At 71.4% G+C, this 14,787-nt stretch carries 11 protein-coding genes; 7 read left to right on the top strand and 4 right to left on the bottom strand.

The features are described from left to right. Positions 1–10: 10 nt before the first annotated feature. Entirely contained in the window at positions 11–814 is an 804-nt protein-coding gene (locus SCA03_RS10940; RefSeq protein ID WP_141275341.1) for a hypothetical protein, read from the bottom strand. Positions 815–925: 111 nt separating this feature from the next. Here SCA03_RS10940 and SCA03_RS10935 point away from each other — a divergent pair, with 111 nt between their 5' ends. Beyond that, the gene (locus tag SCA03_RS10935) at positions 926–4,597 is read left to right on the top strand and encodes a hypothetical protein (RefSeq protein WP_086815044.1); all 3,672 of its coding nucleotides are present in this window, start codon (positions 926–928) and stop codon (positions 4,595–4,597) included. A 5-nt stretch (positions 4,598–4,602) separates the two neighbouring features. Here SCA03_RS10935 and SCA03_RS10930 read toward each other — a convergent pair whose 3' ends face one another. Then, positions 4,603–6,039, bottom strand: a complete 1,437-nt coding sequence (locus SCA03_RS10930; RefSeq protein WP_086815045.1) for an FAD-binding oxidoreductase — start codon at positions 6,037–6,039, stop codon at positions 4,603–4,605. Positions 6,040–6,499: 460 nt separating this feature from the next. Then, the gene (locus tag SCA03_RS10925) at positions 6,500–7,198 is read right to left on the bottom strand and encodes a type 1 glutamine amidotransferase domain-containing protein (RefSeq protein ID WP_086815046.1); all 699 of its coding nucleotides are present in this window, start codon (positions 7,196–7,198) and stop codon (positions 6,500–6,502) included. Between the two features lie 339 nt (positions 7,199–7,537). Here SCA03_RS10925 and SCA03_RS10920 point away from each other — a divergent pair, with 339 nt between their 5' ends. The 4 genes from SCA03_RS10920 (at position 7,538) to SCA03_RS10905 (ending at position 11,930) form a co-directional block, all read left to right on the top strand. Beyond that, complete coding sequence (locus SCA03_RS10920; protein WP_086815047.1) at positions 7,538–8,401, top strand: helix-turn-helix transcriptional regulator; 864 nt, start codon at positions 7,538–7,540, stop codon at positions 8,399–8,401. Positions 8,402–8,841: 440 nt separating this feature from the next. Beyond that, positions 8,842–9,855, top strand: a complete 1,014-nt coding sequence (locus SCA03_RS10915) for an NADPH:quinone reductase (protein ID WP_086815048.1) — start codon at positions 8,842–8,844, stop codon at positions 9,853–9,855. A gap of 810 nt (positions 9,856–10,665) precedes the next feature. Beyond that, on the top strand, positions 10,666–11,190 hold the full coding sequence (locus tag SCA03_RS10910) for a TetR/AcrR family transcriptional regulator (protein WP_030896105.1): 525 nt from the start codon (positions 10,666–10,668) through the stop codon (positions 11,188–11,190). Positions 11,191–11,267: 77 nt separating this feature from the next. After that, positions 11,268–11,930 (top strand): NAD(P)H-dependent oxidoreductase, encoded by a 663-nt coding sequence (locus SCA03_RS10905; RefSeq protein ID WP_086815288.1) that lies wholly within the window; start codon positions 11,268–11,270, stop codon positions 11,928–11,930. A 292-nt stretch (positions 11,931–12,222) separates the two neighbouring features. On the opposite strand, the gene SCA03_RS10900 is transcribed toward SCA03_RS10905, so the two are convergent. Continuing rightward, complete coding sequence (locus tag SCA03_RS10900; protein WP_086815281.1) at positions 12,223–13,158, bottom strand: MBL fold metallo-hydrolase; 936 nt, start codon at positions 13,156–13,158, stop codon at positions 12,223–12,225. Between the two features lie 261 nt (positions 13,159–13,419). Between SCA03_RS10900 and SCA03_RS10895 the strand changes: the two genes are divergently transcribed. Next, a complete protein-coding gene (locus SCA03_RS10895; RefSeq protein ID WP_086815282.1) occupies positions 13,420–14,268 on the top strand; it encodes a hypothetical protein in 849 nt (282 codons plus the stop codon). A gap of 71 nt (positions 14,269–14,339) precedes the next feature. After that, entirely contained in the window at positions 14,340–14,774 is a 435-nt protein-coding gene (locus tag SCA03_RS10890) for an HIT family protein (RefSeq protein ID WP_030875962.1), read from the top strand. Positions 14,775–14,787: the final 13 nt, after the last annotated feature.

Here is a 14,787-nt window from a genome sequence, read left to right as displayed (position 1 = left end):
CACCCGCGCCTCACCCGGAGGTCAACCCCTGCCGGGCCAGGGAGACTTCCTGCCGCAGACCGGACAGCTCGGCGCGGCCGGCGGCGTCCTCGGCCTCGCGGAGCAGCACGGCGGCACGGTCCCTCAGCCGCGCCGCCGCTGCCCGCAGTTCCTGCTCCGGGACGGCGTCCGCGCGCCCCCGCGTCCACAGCTCACGGCTCCGCTCGCCGAGCGCGTACCAGACCCCGCTGCGTACCCGGTCGGCCGCGTCGTCGGGGAGGTCGGACACATCGTCGGTGAGCCGCCAGGCCACGGCCACGTTCCGGACGACGGCCACCAGCCCGCCGGGGGCGGTGCCCGTCTCCTCCAGGACCCGGGGAACCAGCGTCCACACCGCCGCCTGCCTCTCGAAGAGGGCGCAGTGGCCGGCCAGTCCCCCGGCCGGGTCGCCGGCGGCCGTGACGGCGTCCAGGTAGGTGTCGCCGTGTTCGCGCACCCGGTCCTCGGGGGCGCCCAGTCCGGCACAGAGGGCCCGCGCGGACGCCGTGAACGCGTTCCACACCGCACCGCGCAGATGGAGCCGCGCGAAGGTCAGCGGCAGCTGTCCGTCGACGAGGTGGTCGTCCCACAGGTGCAGCAGCAGGGCGAGGGCGTGCGCGCGCTCGGCGTGTGCACGCGGCGCCCCGTCCGGCAGCGCCCAGTGCAGGAAGGACCAGAGCGGAACGGGGAACAGACGGACGAAGTCCCGTGCCTCGCCTGCGAGATAGGGCCGCAGTGCGGCACGGACGTCCTCGGCGGCGGAGGCCGGGAGGCCGTCGGCGGCTCCGAGGACCACCTGATTCAGCCGGGCGCGCAGAGCCGCGACGTCCGGAGTCTGCAGAACGACACCGAAGCCGTGCGGGCCGGCCGTCCGCGTGGCCGTTCCGGAAAGGAGAGTTGAGCCACCATGGATGTCGCGGGACTCCAGCAACTGATCGCCTCCAGAATCACAGGGAAGGTCCTGACACTCCATACCCGGGACCTCGGCGGAGGGAAGGCCGCCGAACTCGTCGACACCTGGCTGAAAGGCACCTTCTCCCTGTGGAACGTGAGAGCGCGGAACGTCGATACGGGCGTTCTCCTCTCGGGGAAGACCACCGTTTTGGGCGTCGCGGACCGGCAGGTGACCGACGTCGCGCTGGCCGTCGACCCGAAGGACGGCACCCCCTCTCTCCACCTGCCGTTCCCGCTCGGGGACGGCTGGTCGTTCAGCGTCTCCTTCCCCGAGACGAAGGAATCCCCCCTCGCGTCCCTCGCGTTCCCACGGCAGCCCTGGCTCCATCTCAGCTCGGTGCCGCAGCCGGCGACGCCGGACCGGCCGGCGCTCGATGCCGGGCTCACGTTCCACGCGGCGCAGGCCGAGGTCCCCGAAGCGCTGGGCGCCCTGTCCGCGCTGCTGCCGGTCAGCGACGGCACACTCGCGCTGACCGGGCCGATCGGCAGGGCCGAGGGCAAGGCGGACATCCAGCTCTCGTCGGCCGCCCGGGACAGCGGGAGCAGCCTCGGGGCCGCCTTCTTCCTGTGGGCCGGCTCCCGCAAGGAGAACGCGGAGACCTCCTACGGGCTGCGGCTGGGCGCACAGCTCACCCTCGGGCAGGGGACGGGCGCGCAGCTCAGCGCCCCTGTCCGGAGCGGGACGATCGTGCTCGACGCGGACCGGCTGCCCGCGGGCGCCGGGGTCGGGGAGCTGGAGGCGTGGCCGGGGACGGGCGAGGCCGTCGCGCGGTTCGCCAGGCAGGGGTTCGCGCTGGGCGACACCGTGCAGCTCACCGAACTGAGCGTCACACTCGACCCGGCCGGGCTCCCGGACCTCGGGCAGGCCGTGACGAAGGTGACGGGCAAGGCCGTGGCGAAGCCGGAGGTCGCCTGGGAGATCGCCGGCGGCCGACTGAAGGTGACGGAGGTCGGCGGAGAGCTGGAGGTCGACAACCCGCTGACGTCCGGCCGTTCCGCGTCCGCTGTCGCCTACGGCGATTTCACCGTCGCGCAGAGCGTGCGGATGACGGCCAAGGGCCGGGTTCCGCCGGGAACGCTCACCCTCTCGCCGGCGGACGGAACCACCGCCGAACTGGCCGACGTCGTACGGAATTTCCTGCCCCGGGCCGACCTCACCGGGGTGCCGGAGATCACGCTGAAGAAGTTCGCCGGCGAAGCCACCCCCACCAAGGGCGAGTTCTCACTCGACGCCGAGGCCGAAGGCGAGGTGCCGCTGAATCTGGGCGCCGCCAGGATCACGCTCACCGACGCGGCGTTGGAGCTGTCCCGGAAGACCGAGGAAGACGGGAAGTCCGACACCGAGAGCGGGAAATCGGACGGGGCCCACGAGGCAGAAAAGGGCAAGGAGCTCAAGAAGGCCGAGGAGCCCCAGGGTGTCCGGGAGACCGAGGCGGGCACGGAGGGCCAGGAGACCGGCGAGAGCCGGAAATCCGGAAAATCCTCCCACGAGACGAGTGCCAAGCTTTCGGCGACCGCGCAGCTCGCCCCCGTCACCGATCTCAAGAACAGCATCAGCTTCGATGTGGTCTGGGAGATCCCCGGCAGGTTCAGCCTGACCGGGAAGCTCCCCGACGTCCGGCTCACCTCGCTTGTCCAGCAGTTGACGGCCGACGCCGGAGTCCCTCTGCCGGACGGGCTCCCCACCATCGTGCTCAAGCAGCCCAAGGCCACGGTGGGCGTGGGACACGGGTACGAACTCCTCCTCAGCACCGACGTCGATTTCGACGGCAAGGCGCTGGGCCTCCTCGGAAAGGCCGCCAAGAGCGGCGAGGACGAGGCGAAGACCGTTTTCGTGGCCGCCATCTGGCAGGACAACTGGTCCTGGTCGCCCGGTGACGTGCCGGGATGGGCGGACCACCTGGAGTTCCTGGCCCACCTCGGATTCCGCAACTCGGGGCTGGCCGTGTGCACGGCGGACGACCAGAAACTCGTCGACAAGGGACTTCCGTCCACGCTCCCGGAGAAGCTCGACAAGGGCCTGACCTTCTTCACCGAGATCACCTTCGGAAAGGAGCTGGCGTTCCTCACGCATCTCTTTCCCGACGCCCACTCCGTCAAGCTGTCCGCTCTCCTCGCCGCCGACGTGGCACGTTCGCGGTTCCGCGCGGTCATCGGTGAGGAGCAGTCCGCCGCGGGACTCGGCAGCCTGACGTTGACGGTCGTCCCCGCGGATTTCGAGATCGAGCTGGAGACGACGTTCGTCCTCGACCTCACCGAACTCGGCGTGCCGAAGCTCCGGTTCACCGGCGGCGGATCGGTACGCAAGGGCGACACCGGCTGGTCGGTCGCGTTGGCTCTCGTCCTCGCGCCGGCCGCCACGGCGGAAGCGGCTGCCGGGGCGCTGGAGCCGCACCAGACGGCGCTGGCCCTCGACGCTCCGGGCCGCACCCTGCTCACCGCCGACCCCTGGTACGGCCCGGACGGGCGGCTCGTCCACGACGCCACGGGCTCACCGGCGAGGTTCCTCACCGGCGACGGAGCCGTGGCCGGCGAGGCGGTTGCCACCGGTGCGAACCGACCCGCATGGAAGAACGCCTTCGGTATCGAGGGCTTCGACATCCATGCCTTCTACGTCGAGGTGATGCTGTCCGACGGCATCGTCTCCCTGGGCGGCGGCGGATCGGTCACCGTGGGTGAGGCGAATCTGGCGCTGGCGGTGTTCGGGAGTTTCGATCCGCCGTCCGTCTCGGCCTTCTACTTCGAACTCGACACCGGCTCCAAGAACAAGGGGGTCTCGCTGTACGACATCGTGCGGATCGTCGTGCCGGACCCGCCCTCGGTGCTGCACGTCCTCCAGCAGATCGTGCTGAAGGAGTTGCTGCTCTGTGCGGTCCCCGTACCCGGCGGCTGGGAGAACCCCGACACGCACGAGAAATGGGAACAGGGCTTCTACGCCAAGGGTGATGTCGGATTCTTCGGCAACGAATGGCGTTTCGAACTCCGCTTCAGCACCAAGGGGATCTACGCCAAGAGCGATATCGCCAAGCCGATCGAGTTCGGCAGCGTGCTCAAGCTGTCCGATGCCCAGGGCACCAAGGGCCCGCAGTTCCTGCTGGACCTCGCGGACATCAAGAACGGCACCGTTCCCGAGAAGATCCTTGCCCTCTCCGGCAGGGTGAAGTTTCTCGATCTGTCCCTCTCCCTGGACGCGGAACTCGGCCGCGAAGGCTTCCTCTTCGATTTCGACCTCGACCTCGGCTTCCTCAAGGCCACCTTGCAGTGCAGCGTGACCGGCGCCGGTCTTTCGGCGTCCGCCCATGCCTCCCTGTCGTTCAGGATCCCCGCCCCCGCGTGGTCGGCACACAGCGGGGACATGCTGGACGTCAGCGTCTCGGGCGGATTCTCCGTCGAAGCCGGCGCACGCGGCGTGCACGTCGGTATCGAGGCCAGCGGCACCGTCAAGGTCGGCGGCGTCACCCTGGGATCCGTGACGATCGACCCCGGCCCCTTCGGGATCGACACCTGGAACGGCACCACCGGGTACTTCGTCGAGCACCCCGACATCGTCCTGCGGGAGCTGGGCGAAGCCCTCTGGAACACCGCCAAGGACTGCGCCATGAAAACCGCCGCAGGCAAGATGTAGCCGCCTCAGCCCGGAGGCCGGCCCAGCACCGCGTGCGGGTCCAGTGCGGCCCGCACGCGTGCCAGGACCTGCCGGGTTCCCGTGTCCACGGCCTCCTCGGGCCATCCGCCGAGCACGGGCCGGTACGGGAACACCCCGATCCGGGCGCCCTCCTCGACGAGACGGGCATGGCAGCGTGCGCCGCGGGCGTCCGCCCCGGCCTCGTCACGGTCCCAGAACAGGCCGGTCACGCAGTACAGTTCACGCGGCCCGAGGCGCAGGGTGATGCCTGCCTCCTGCCCTTCCTCCGCGCAGATCCGGTCGACCGCCCCGACCACGCGCGCGACGTCCGCACCCCGCATCGGAAGGGCCGGCGCGTACCACAGCACACCGCAGCCGTCCCGGTCCGGGTCGGGCGCGGTGCCCGCTGAGCGTGCCGTGTGCCAGGCGTGGGGCCGGGGCCGGTACGCGCACGCCAGCCCGGCGTACGGGTCGGCGTCCCCGTCCTCGGGCGCGGGTGCGCCCGTCCGCGGGGGCGTCATGTGCCACCGGTCGCCGTGCGCGGCGGCCCAGGCCAGGGCCCTGCGGCGCAGCGACGAGAGGGCGTCCTCGTCCGGGGCCCACAGTTCGGCCCCGCCGGTCCACGCCCCGGTCAGCAGTTCGGGCAGCTCTTCGCCGGTGGCACCGGGCGGACGCTGCGAGGCGACCCGGGCGCGGTCGAGGACGTCCGCGGCCAGGCCCCCGCCGTGGCGCAGCATTTCCCGGGCCCCTTCGATCACCTCCGGCAGAGCCGCCGCATCGGGTACCCGGAACGTGACGCGCTGCCGCAGTGCCGGAGCCGCGCACAGCCGCAGCGTCAGGGAGGTCACCACGGCGGGCCCGCCCTGGAACAGAAGCCCGGCCGGGTCGGGCCCGGGCCGCCCGGTGGCCGCGCCGAACGCCGTCCCGTCCGGGCACAGCCCCGTCAACGCTTCGACGTGGGAGCCCAGTTCACGGTAGGGCCCCTGCCCCAGACCGCGCTGGAGGACGTTGCCGACGACCGACACATCGGGGCCGGCGCCCACCGAGGGCGGCCACCAGCGTCCGCCGTGCGCGCGGAGAAAGGCGGCCAGCCGGCCGAAGGTCACCCCGGGTTGCACCCGCACGAGCCCGCGCTCGTCGTCGAAATCGAGCACCGAGTCGAGCCGGGCGAGCCGCAGCACCACCGCTCCGGCCTCCGGCGGACACCCGGACCCGTAGCCCCAGTTGCGGCCCGTGCTCACGGGGTGGACCCGGATCCGCCGGGTGTGCGCCGCCCGGAGGCAGGCGGCGGCCTCCTCGTCCGTACCGGGCAGCAGGACGGCTTCCGGGGCCGGCGCCCCGGCGAACGTGCACCCACCGGCCGCCGCGGGTGCCGCCGGACCGGCCAGCACGTGCTCAGCGCCGATCAGCGCACGCCACACGTCGAGCGCCGCTTCCCTCATCGAACCCCCGCGGGCCGGTCCCTTACACGGCGGACGGCCGACGGCACCCTCCGCGGGAGGCCCCCGGCCCGGCCGCCGCCTCCCTCAACTCCACTGCCGGGAGGCGTCGTTGGCACCGCCGGACAGCGGCGAACGGTCATCGGGGAGTCTATCCCCGCCCGGCCCGCCGAGGTGCGCCGTTCGGCCATCGGCAAGGAGCGGCAGGAGTCCACGGGGCCACGCACCGGCCCCGGCGGGGCGGCGCGGATGCCGGAACGGAGGGGCCCGCGGACCGGCCCCGGGGGCCCGGCTGCGGGGAGGAACCGCCGCCCAGTCGGCCGGGCCGCGTGCGCTGTGTCGAGGGCGACCGCCCCGTCGGCCGGCACGGCGTCGGCGTGCGCCACGGGCTGGTTCCCCGGTGGCGCACGAAGGGGGTCCCTCGCAGGGGCGCGGGGCCCGCCCTTCGTGCGCCGGGTCGGTGTCAGCGCAGGGCGGCGATCATGTCCTCGGCCAGCCGGGTGCTGGAGGCCGGGTTCTGGCCGGTGAAGAGGTTGCCGTCGACGATGTTGTGCTGCTCGTAGGCCGCCCCCGCGACGTGGTCGGCGCCCAGCTCCCGCAGCCGGGAGGCGAGCAGCCACGGAGCGCCCTCGGCGGTGCCGAACAGCTGCTCCTCCTCGTCGGTGAACGCCGTCATCCTGCGGCCGGCGAAGAGCCAGTTGCCGTCCTCGTCCCTGGCGCTCAGCAGCCCGGCCGGACCGTGGCAGACCGCACCGATGAGCTTCCCTTCCCGGTCCGCCTCGACCAGCAGACGGCCCAGATCGGCGTCCTGGAAGAGGTCGACGACCGGGCCGTGGCCGCCGGGCAGCACCACCGCGGCGTAGTCGGCGCTCTCGACCTCGCCGAGCTTCAGCAGCGGGCCGAACTCCTCCAGCGCCTTCCGGGCGTGCGCCACGTAGCGACCGCACTCCTCCCCCGCGACCGCCGGGTCGGCGCTGTGCTCGTCCAGCGGCTGCAACACCCCGCCCGGAGAGGCGAAGTCGACCGTGTAACCGGCCTCCACGAACTTCTCGTGCGGAGCGGCCAGTTCCTCCGCCCAGTAACCCGTCGGATACTGCGATCCGTCGGTGCGCTCCCACACACGCGCGGCCGACATGACGATGAGAACCTTGCCCTTGATCATGAATCCATTCCTTTTCCATGGAGAGACATCCGGAGCAGACGGCACATCGCTCCGGGAAATCAGCGGCCGGGGCATGACGCAATGGGCACGGAAAACAACAGAGCGCCAACCGTCGGTCCGCTCATCGGCCGCCCGTCCGGAAAACGCCTCGGCCGCTCCTTCGTGCCGTGCGCATGCCGCGTTCCGTCCTCTGCCGCTCGCCCCGAGGACGTACCTCCAGCATGGCCCGCCACCGACCCCCGCGAGCGCCCCCGGCAGGCCCTGCACGACAGCGGACCCGGCAACCTAGGACGCACAGACCCACGCGGGAGAACGCCCCCGTTCGCGATACTGCGCGGCATGGCCGACAACAACCGTGAGCTGGGAAGCTTCCTGCGGAAGGCGCGCAGTCACAGGGATCCCGAGCGGGCCGGTCTGCCGCCGGACAGCCGTGCGCGGCGGGTTCCGGGCCTGCGCCGCGAAGAGGTCGCGCGCCTGGCCGGCGTGTCGACCGACTACTACGCCCGGCTCGAACAAGGACGCCCGATCACCCCGTCGCCCGGGGTCGTGGACGCGCTCTGCCGCGCCCTGGACCTCGACGAGGCGGGACGCGCCTACGTCCACACCCTCGTCGGGGTGACGGACGCGCCGTCACGGCGTCACAGCCGGAGCGTCCCGAGGCTCCGCCCAGGCCTCCACCAGCTCGTCGACGCGCTCGACGGCGAGCCCGTCCTGGTCCTCGGCCGCCGCAGCGACGTCCTGGCGGCCACTTGGATGGCGAAGGCCCTCTTCACCGATTTCGACCAACTGCCCGCCCGGCACCGCAACTACGCCCGCTGGATGTTCCTCGACGAAGAACCCCGGTCCCTGTTCGTCGACTGGGAGGAACAGGCACGCGCCGCCGTGGAAAACCTGCGCCTGGAAGCCGGACGGGCACCGGACGACCGGGCCACGAACGAACTCATCGCCGAACTCCGCGAAAAGAGCACCGCATTCCATTACTGGTGGGAACAACACCGGGTCCACCAGCGCACCCACGGCTCCAAACGCCTCCACCATCCCCTCGTCGGCGAACTGACCGTGGAATACGAGACGCTGACCCTGCCGGAAGACCCCGACAACACCCTTTTCTTCTACACCGCCGAACCGGGCTCCTCGTCCAGACAGGCACTCGACCTCCTGGCCATGTGGACCCTCACCGACACGGCCCGGGAGCCCGGCTGACACGGGGCGCTCGGCTCCCCCGTTCGCGAAGGCGTTCCCCCCAGGACGGCCTCCGGCTTCCGGCTTCCGGCTCCGCTGATGTTCCGTCCATGCCATCGGGCGGTGCGCCGCGTGCTCCGGGGCTGCGGACAGAGCTGATCGACACGGTCGCGTGCGGTGTCCGAGCCCCGGCGGGGGTTGGTCAGCAGTGCCCGCACCCCACCGGACAGAGGGCCGCGCCCCGCACGAAGCGACTGGAGCAGCCCGGGCCTCCTGCCGCCCCGACACGGCCCCGACCGGGTCCCGACCAGCCGGAACCTGCCGGAACCTTCGGAATACACCCCCACACACGCGGGTTGTCAGTGACGCCCATGCCACACCACCCCCGGGAGCACCCGCTCCGGGAAGCACAGCACGCCCCGGGCACGGCCCCTCACGGGCGGGCGAAGGACAGGTGAGAGATGAAATCCGTCATCCGGACAGCTCCCGGCGGCCCCGAAGTGCTCCGGTTCGTCGAGCGACCGCTCCCCGAGCCCGGCCCCGGCGAGGTACGCGTCCGGGTGCACGTCTCGGGCCTCAACCCCACCGACTGGCGCAGCCGCCGACGCGCACTGCCGCCCGGCGTCCACGAACAGGTGCCCCACCAGGACGGTGCCGGCGTGATCGACGCCGTCGGGCCGCAGGTCGATCCGGCGCGCGTCGGACAGCGGGTGTGGATCTGGGAAGCCGCGTGGCAGCGGCCCTGGGGAACGGCCCAGGAGTACACGCTCGTCCCCGACGCGCATGCCGTCGCCCTGCCCGACCACGCCCCGTTCGAACTCGGCGCCGCCCTCGGTATCCCCGCGCTGACGGCACACCGCGCGCTGACCGTCCACGAGTCCGGCCCGGGACGCCTCGCATCCGGCGCTCTGCACGGCACGACCGTGCTGGTGGCGGGCGGCGCGGGCGCGGTCGGCAACGCCGCGGTGCAGCTCGCCCGCTGGGCCGGTGCGCGCGTGATCACCACGGTCAGCAGCCCCGCGAAGGCCGCACTGGCACACGCGGCCGGCGCACATCGGGTGGTCGACTACCGCACGCAGGACGCGGCGACCGAGATCCTCTCGTTCGCGCCATCGGGAGTCGACATCGTCGTGGAGGTCGCACCCGGCGCCAACACCGCGCTCGACCTCGCGGTGGCCGCCCAAGGGGCCGTCATCGCCTACTACTCGGGCGGCGAGACCGAGGAACTGTCCGTCCCCGTCCTCTCCTCACTCTCGGCGAATCTGCGCTGGCAGAGCGTCTTCGTCTACACCGTGCCGCCCGCGGCGAAGCAACAGGCGCTCACCGACGTCACGGCAGCCGTGGACGCGGGCGCCCTGCGCGTGGGCGAGGACGCCGGACTGCCCTTGCACCGCTTCCCCCTGGAACGCACCGCCGACGCCCACACAACACTCGAACAGGGCGTCACAGGAAAGGTCCTGCTCGACATCGTCTGACGCCCGACCCTCCCCTGCACACGTCTCCCAAGCGCTACCGTCAACTCCCGCCCGGCCTCTGTCACTTGTCACCGCGCATCCCTGGAGGAAAATGGCCCAGCACCGCCTACGAGCCGGTCCGGCAGCGGTGGAACGAGGCGGCCACGACGGAAACCGGGAGGACAACGATGAGCCGCGCTGGGCGTGTTCGCCCGACATCACCGAAAAGCCCGAGCTTGGCAAAGTGGGTAAAATCCGTGCACCGCTGAGAAGAAACCCCTGGTCGGCTCCTGTGCTCCCCGCGCACGCGGGGTTGGTCCCTCCTGTAGATCGGCCCCGCTGACCAGCGCTGTGTGCTCCCCGCGCACGCGGGGTTGGTCCCCAGATGGCCTCCGAGCTGGGAGTCTCCCCCAAGTGCTCCCCGCGCACGCGGGGTTGGTCCCGTCACAAGGCTCCGGTTCACATCGCGGTTCACGTGCTCCCCGCGCACGCGGGGTTGGTCCCAGGCGCTTAGCCTCGTCGTCGGCGGTCAGCCGGTGGTCCCCGCGCATGCGGGGTTGGTCCCAGTTCTTCTGCGAGCGTGAAAGGCGCGGCCGAGTGGTCCCCGCACATGCAGGGGTGGTCCCGCGGGCAGGTCTTCTCGCCCTCGTGCGCAGGGGTGGTCCCCGCGTGTGCGGGGTTGGTCCCGTGCACACCTCCCCGCAGATGCACGACGTGGCGGTGGCCCCCGCACGTGCGAGTCAAGCCGGAACTCCCCCGGCCCCCAGAACCCTCCCGAGCCCCCGCCCCTCCCAGCCCCACATGTAAAACGAACGTTGTACACTGGGGAGCATGGCTGGTACGCGAGCAGAGATCGTCTCCTCCGCTGAGCGGGTCTTCGACCGTCACGGCTTCGCCGGGACGGGGATGGACCGGCTGTGCGAGGCGGCGAGTGTGTCGACCCGGACGCTGTACAAGCACGTCGGCAGCAAGACCGGGCTGATGGCAGCGGTGCTGGAGTCGCGGATGTCGAGGTTCTTCGAGCGGTTCGACGTGCACAGCATCGAGGAGCTGTTTGAGGCTCTGGAGACCTGGGTCGCCGCCGAGGGAGCCAGAGGCTGCCTGTTCCTGCGTGCTCAGGGCGAGACCGGCGGGCTGACCCCGGAAGTCTCGGCGGTCGTCGCCGAGTATCACCGGCGCCTGCTGGAGCTGGCTCGCCGCGTGATCGCCGAGGAGACCGGACGCCCCGACGAGGTACTCGCCGAGCAACTGCTGGTGCTGTTCGAGGGCGCCACCTCGGCGGCCCCCTACCTCGGCGCCGGAGCGATCTCTTCCGCTCGGAGCGCAGCCGTCAACCTGACACGGCAGGCGCGATGACCGCCGGCGCATCCCGGTTCCGACCACGCGCGTCGGCCGACACGAACCACACCCACCACCGGATGGAGCCGAAACGCATGCACTTGCTCACCGTCTTCTCCCACCCGCTCACCGACAGGTACCCGGCAGCCGTCATGGATGCCTTCCATGATCCGTTTCGTCAGGCCGGGCACTCCATCGACGTGCTCGACCTGCACCAGGAAGGGTTCGATCCCCGTTTCACCGAAGCCGACCACGCGCACTTCTGGGGCGGCCCGATCCCGCCGGGAATCGGCGAGATGCATCGTCGGGTCGAGGCGGCGGACCGGCTGGCCTTCGTCTTTCCCGTCTACTGGTGGAGCATGCCGGCGATGATGAAGGGCTGGATCGAGCGGGTCTTCACCGGCGGCTGGGCCTACCAGTACGGCAGCGGTGTCGACGATCGCGGGAAGCAGCCTCTCAACGCGCTGCTCCCCGGCATACCGACGGCGCTGATCGGCATCGGCGGGTCCAAGAAGCGCACGTACGACAAGTACGGGTACGACGAGGCGATGCGCACCCAGATCGACGTCGGCGTCTTCGCCTACTGCGGCATCAGCGACGTCGAAAGCCACCTGATCTTCGACGTCGAGGGTGACCACAACGCCCCGAACCGCACCGCAGGACTGAAGCAGGCCCGCGAGATCGGCGCAGCATTCCTGTCCCCTGACCGCCGGCCCCGGAACGCGAAGGAGGAGCACCTGCGCAAGCTGGCCGCATAGAGGTACCGACGGCCGGTGACCCGGCTCCGGGCGCGAGCCGACCTGGCGATCACCCCGGCGGGAGCCCACCCGGCGTGGCCCGCCACGAGGTCTCGGGGTGACCGGGACACAGCTCGGTCACGGTCACGGCCGACCCGTACGGCCGCCTGGCACAGGACGGGCGCGAGCGGTGCCGACAGGTGGTGGGCACCGCGCTCGCGCCGTACGGCCCGGCCCGGAGAGGCTCAGCGCGGACCGTGCTCACGGAGCAACACGCTGCTGGGCCGACGTCAGTCGGCGGGGCGCCGTGCGGTCACGCGCCGTCCGCCGCGTTCCCGGACGGCGCGTACGGACCCTCGGCCTGCGGTTCCTGGTCCAGCGGCGCCCAGGCGAAGGTGTCCCCGTCGCGCCGGACCCTGCCGAAGGGGACGTCGGCGAAGTGGATGCCGAACCCGACGATGTCCTCGTCGGCGAGCCGGGCGAGCACCTGACGCCGCAGCGCGGCCGAGGCGTCGGCCGCCGGTTCCCCGACGATCGCCCAGTCCGGGTGGGCCACTTGGACCGGGGAGTGCAGGACATCGGCGAACGCGAGCAGGCGGGCGTCGCCGGAGGTCACCTCGTACCCCATCTGCCCGGCCGTGTGGCCGGGCAACGCGACGGCGCGTACCCCCGGGAACACCTCGTCACCGTCCGCGACGACACGCACGCGCGGCGCGAGGGCGTCCGCGACCTGCTCGGTCACGCCGAACGTCGTACGGCGGTCCTCCCACTCCCTGGCCGAGACGAGGTACTGCGCGTGTCCGAAGGCGGGGTCGGCGCTGCCCGGTTCCGGGTGCGCGGCCCAGCCCAGGTGCTCGACGTGGAGGTGGGTGATCGCGACCGCCTCGATCTCGTGCGGACGGCGTCCGAGCGCGGCGAGGCTCTCCAGGAGCGAACCGCCGTACATCGACGCCATGCCGTGTTCCTCCATGGAGACCGGCTCGGGGAACGGGCCGTAGCCGGCGTCGACCAGCATGGCACGCTCGCCGTGCTCGATCAGCAGGCCGCCGGCGCTGATCGTCAACCAGCCGGACGCGTCGAGGTATTGACCGTTCCGCTCCCATGTCCCGTCCGACGTGGTCGGGAAGAGGCTGCGCGGAACCATCTTGACCGCCCCGTCCGGCACATAACTCACTCGCAGCTCGCCCACCCGCACGGAGCGGATGCGCGCCGGCCGACGCAGCCGGTCCTCGGAGCCCGTGTCCCGCATTTCTGCTGCCCTTCGTCGCGATTGACTACCCTGCATGAGACTACTAGTCCTACAGAGGGAGCGGGTGCCGTGCCTGTCGTTCGCACCCGCTCCCCCCGACTTCTGGGTCAACAAGGCGCAGAAACCCTGCGGTTCGCGGTATCGTCCACATCCAGGATTGAGGCATACCAGGTTGTGCGCTCATCCTCGGCGGGACTAATAGTCCAAGGAGATGGTGACTCCTCGTGCACGGAGGGCGCAACTGCCGCCTATGCTTCGCGCATGCAGGACCACAACGACACGCCCCGGACGGGAGCCGAAGGCGACGCGGCCACCGGGCACGAGTTGCACGAGGGGCACGACGTGCACGAGCCGCACGACACGCAAGACGCGCACGGCGCGCACGAACCGCCCCGGGCAGCCGAGGAGTTGACCGCCACCGCGTACGCCGTCCTCGGGATCCTGTCCGTCAACGGCGAGAAGCTCTCGGCGGGCGAGATCAAGCAACGGACGGCCTTCGCCCTGCGCTTCTTCTACTCGGCACCGGCCGTCAGCCACATCCGCCGCGAACTACGGCGGCTGCTGGCCCTGGGCCTGGTGCAGGACAGCGAGGTGTCGCTGGGCGGATCGCGCCGCGCCCAGGTGTTCCGCATCACGCCGGAGGGCGAGAGCGCGCTGCGGCAGTGGGTCGTCGAGGGGGGCGACGACACCGTGACGATCAAGGACCCTGTGCTGCTCCGGGTCTTCCTCGGCCGCGGGACGCCGCTGCCGAAGCTGCTCTCCCTCCTCGACGCCCGCCTGCGACGGGTGGACGAGGACATCCGCGACGTGGTCTGGGGGCACCGCCGCGCCGCGGAGATGGGGCTGATCCCGCACGAGGACCGCAGACACACCCTGGCCGTATCCGAGTACACCCTGCGCGCCCTCTACTTCGAGCAGGGCAATCTCCGCCAGCTTCGCGACACCCTCGCCGGCTTCGACGACGAAGCCTTCCAGCGGGACGACAGGTGGTCGCGCGACGAACTCACCTTCCGCCCCGCGGACTTCGCCCAGGAACCGGAGCAGGACCGGGACCCGGAGCAGGACCGGAACCCGGAGCAGGACCGGAACCCGGAGCAAGGGCACCGATAGAACGCGTACGCACCCGGCGCACGCTCCCGAGGAGAGCACGCGCACCGTATGACCAAGGAAGGAAATCAGCCATGCCCACTCTCTTCTCCCGCATCATCGCCGGCGAGCTCCCCGGACGCTTCGTCTGGCGGGACCCCGAGGTCACCGCGTTTCTCAGCATCGCGCCCCTGCGGCCCGGCCACACTCTCGTCGTGCCCCGGCGCGAGATCGACCGGTGGACGGATGCCGACGGCGCGCTTCTGGCGCGGTGCGTGGAGGTCGCCCAGGCCGTTGGGCAAGGGGTGCGGCGGGCCTGGGACGCGCCGCGAGCCGGCCTCGTCATCGCGGGTTTCGAGGTGCCGCACCTCCACATACACGTGGCCCCTGCCTGGGACATGTCCGACTTCGACTTCACCAAGGCCGAGCCGGAGGAGGACCAGTCGGCTCTGGACGACGCCGCGGCGCGACTGCGTGCCGCCTTGCTCGAACTCGGTTACGCACAGGCCCGGGACACCGACCGCGACTGACATCCCAGGGAGA

Source organism: Streptomyces cacaoi (genome assembly GCF_006539165.1).
In the GTDB taxonomy this organism is placed as follows: Bacteria; Actinomycetota; Actinomycetes; order Streptomycetales; family Streptomycetaceae; genus Streptomyces; species Streptomyces cacaoi.
This window is presented reverse-complemented; position numbering and strand designations above follow the sequence as displayed.

What these genes read in the sequence shown, in the direction of transcription:
- SCA03_RS10935 (WP_086815044.1), top strand. Translation starts at nt 926, where the DNA reads ATGGATGTCGCGGGACTCCAGCAACTGATCGCCTCCAGAATCACAGGG.
- SCA03_RS10930 (WP_086815045.1), bottom strand. Translation starts at nt 6,039, where the DNA reads ATGAGGGAAGCGGCGCTCGACGTGTGGCGTGCGCTGATCGGCGCTGAG.
- SCA03_RS10925 (WP_086815046.1), bottom strand. Translation starts at nt 7,198, where the DNA reads ATGATCAAGGGCAAGGTTCTCATCGTCATGTCGGCCGCGCGTGTGTGG.
- SCA03_RS10920 (WP_086815047.1), top strand. Translation starts at nt 7,538, where the DNA reads ATGGCCGACAACAACCGTGAGCTGGGAAGCTTCCTGCGGAAGGCGCGC.
- SCA03_RS10915 (WP_086815048.1), top strand. Translation starts at nt 8,842, where the DNA reads ATGAAATCCGTCATCCGGACAGCTCCCGGCGGCCCCGAAGTGCTCCGG.
- SCA03_RS10910 (WP_030896105.1), top strand. Translation starts at nt 10,666, where the DNA reads ATGGCTGGTACGCGAGCAGAGATCGTCTCCTCCGCTGAGCGGGTCTTC.
- SCA03_RS10905 (WP_086815288.1), top strand. Translation starts at nt 11,268, where the DNA reads ATGCACTTGCTCACCGTCTTCTCCCACCCGCTCACCGACAGGTACCCG.
- SCA03_RS10900 (WP_086815281.1), bottom strand. Translation starts at nt 13,158, where the DNA reads ATGCGGGACACGGGCTCCGAGGACCGGCTGCGTCGGCCGGCGCGCATC.
- SCA03_RS10895 (WP_086815282.1), top strand. Translation starts at nt 13,420, where the DNA reads ATGCAGGACCACAACGACACGCCCCGGACGGGAGCCGAAGGCGACGCG.
- SCA03_RS10890 (WP_030875962.1), top strand. Translation starts at nt 14,340, where the DNA reads ATGCCCACTCTCTTCTCCCGCATCATCGCCGGCGAGCTCCCCGGACGC.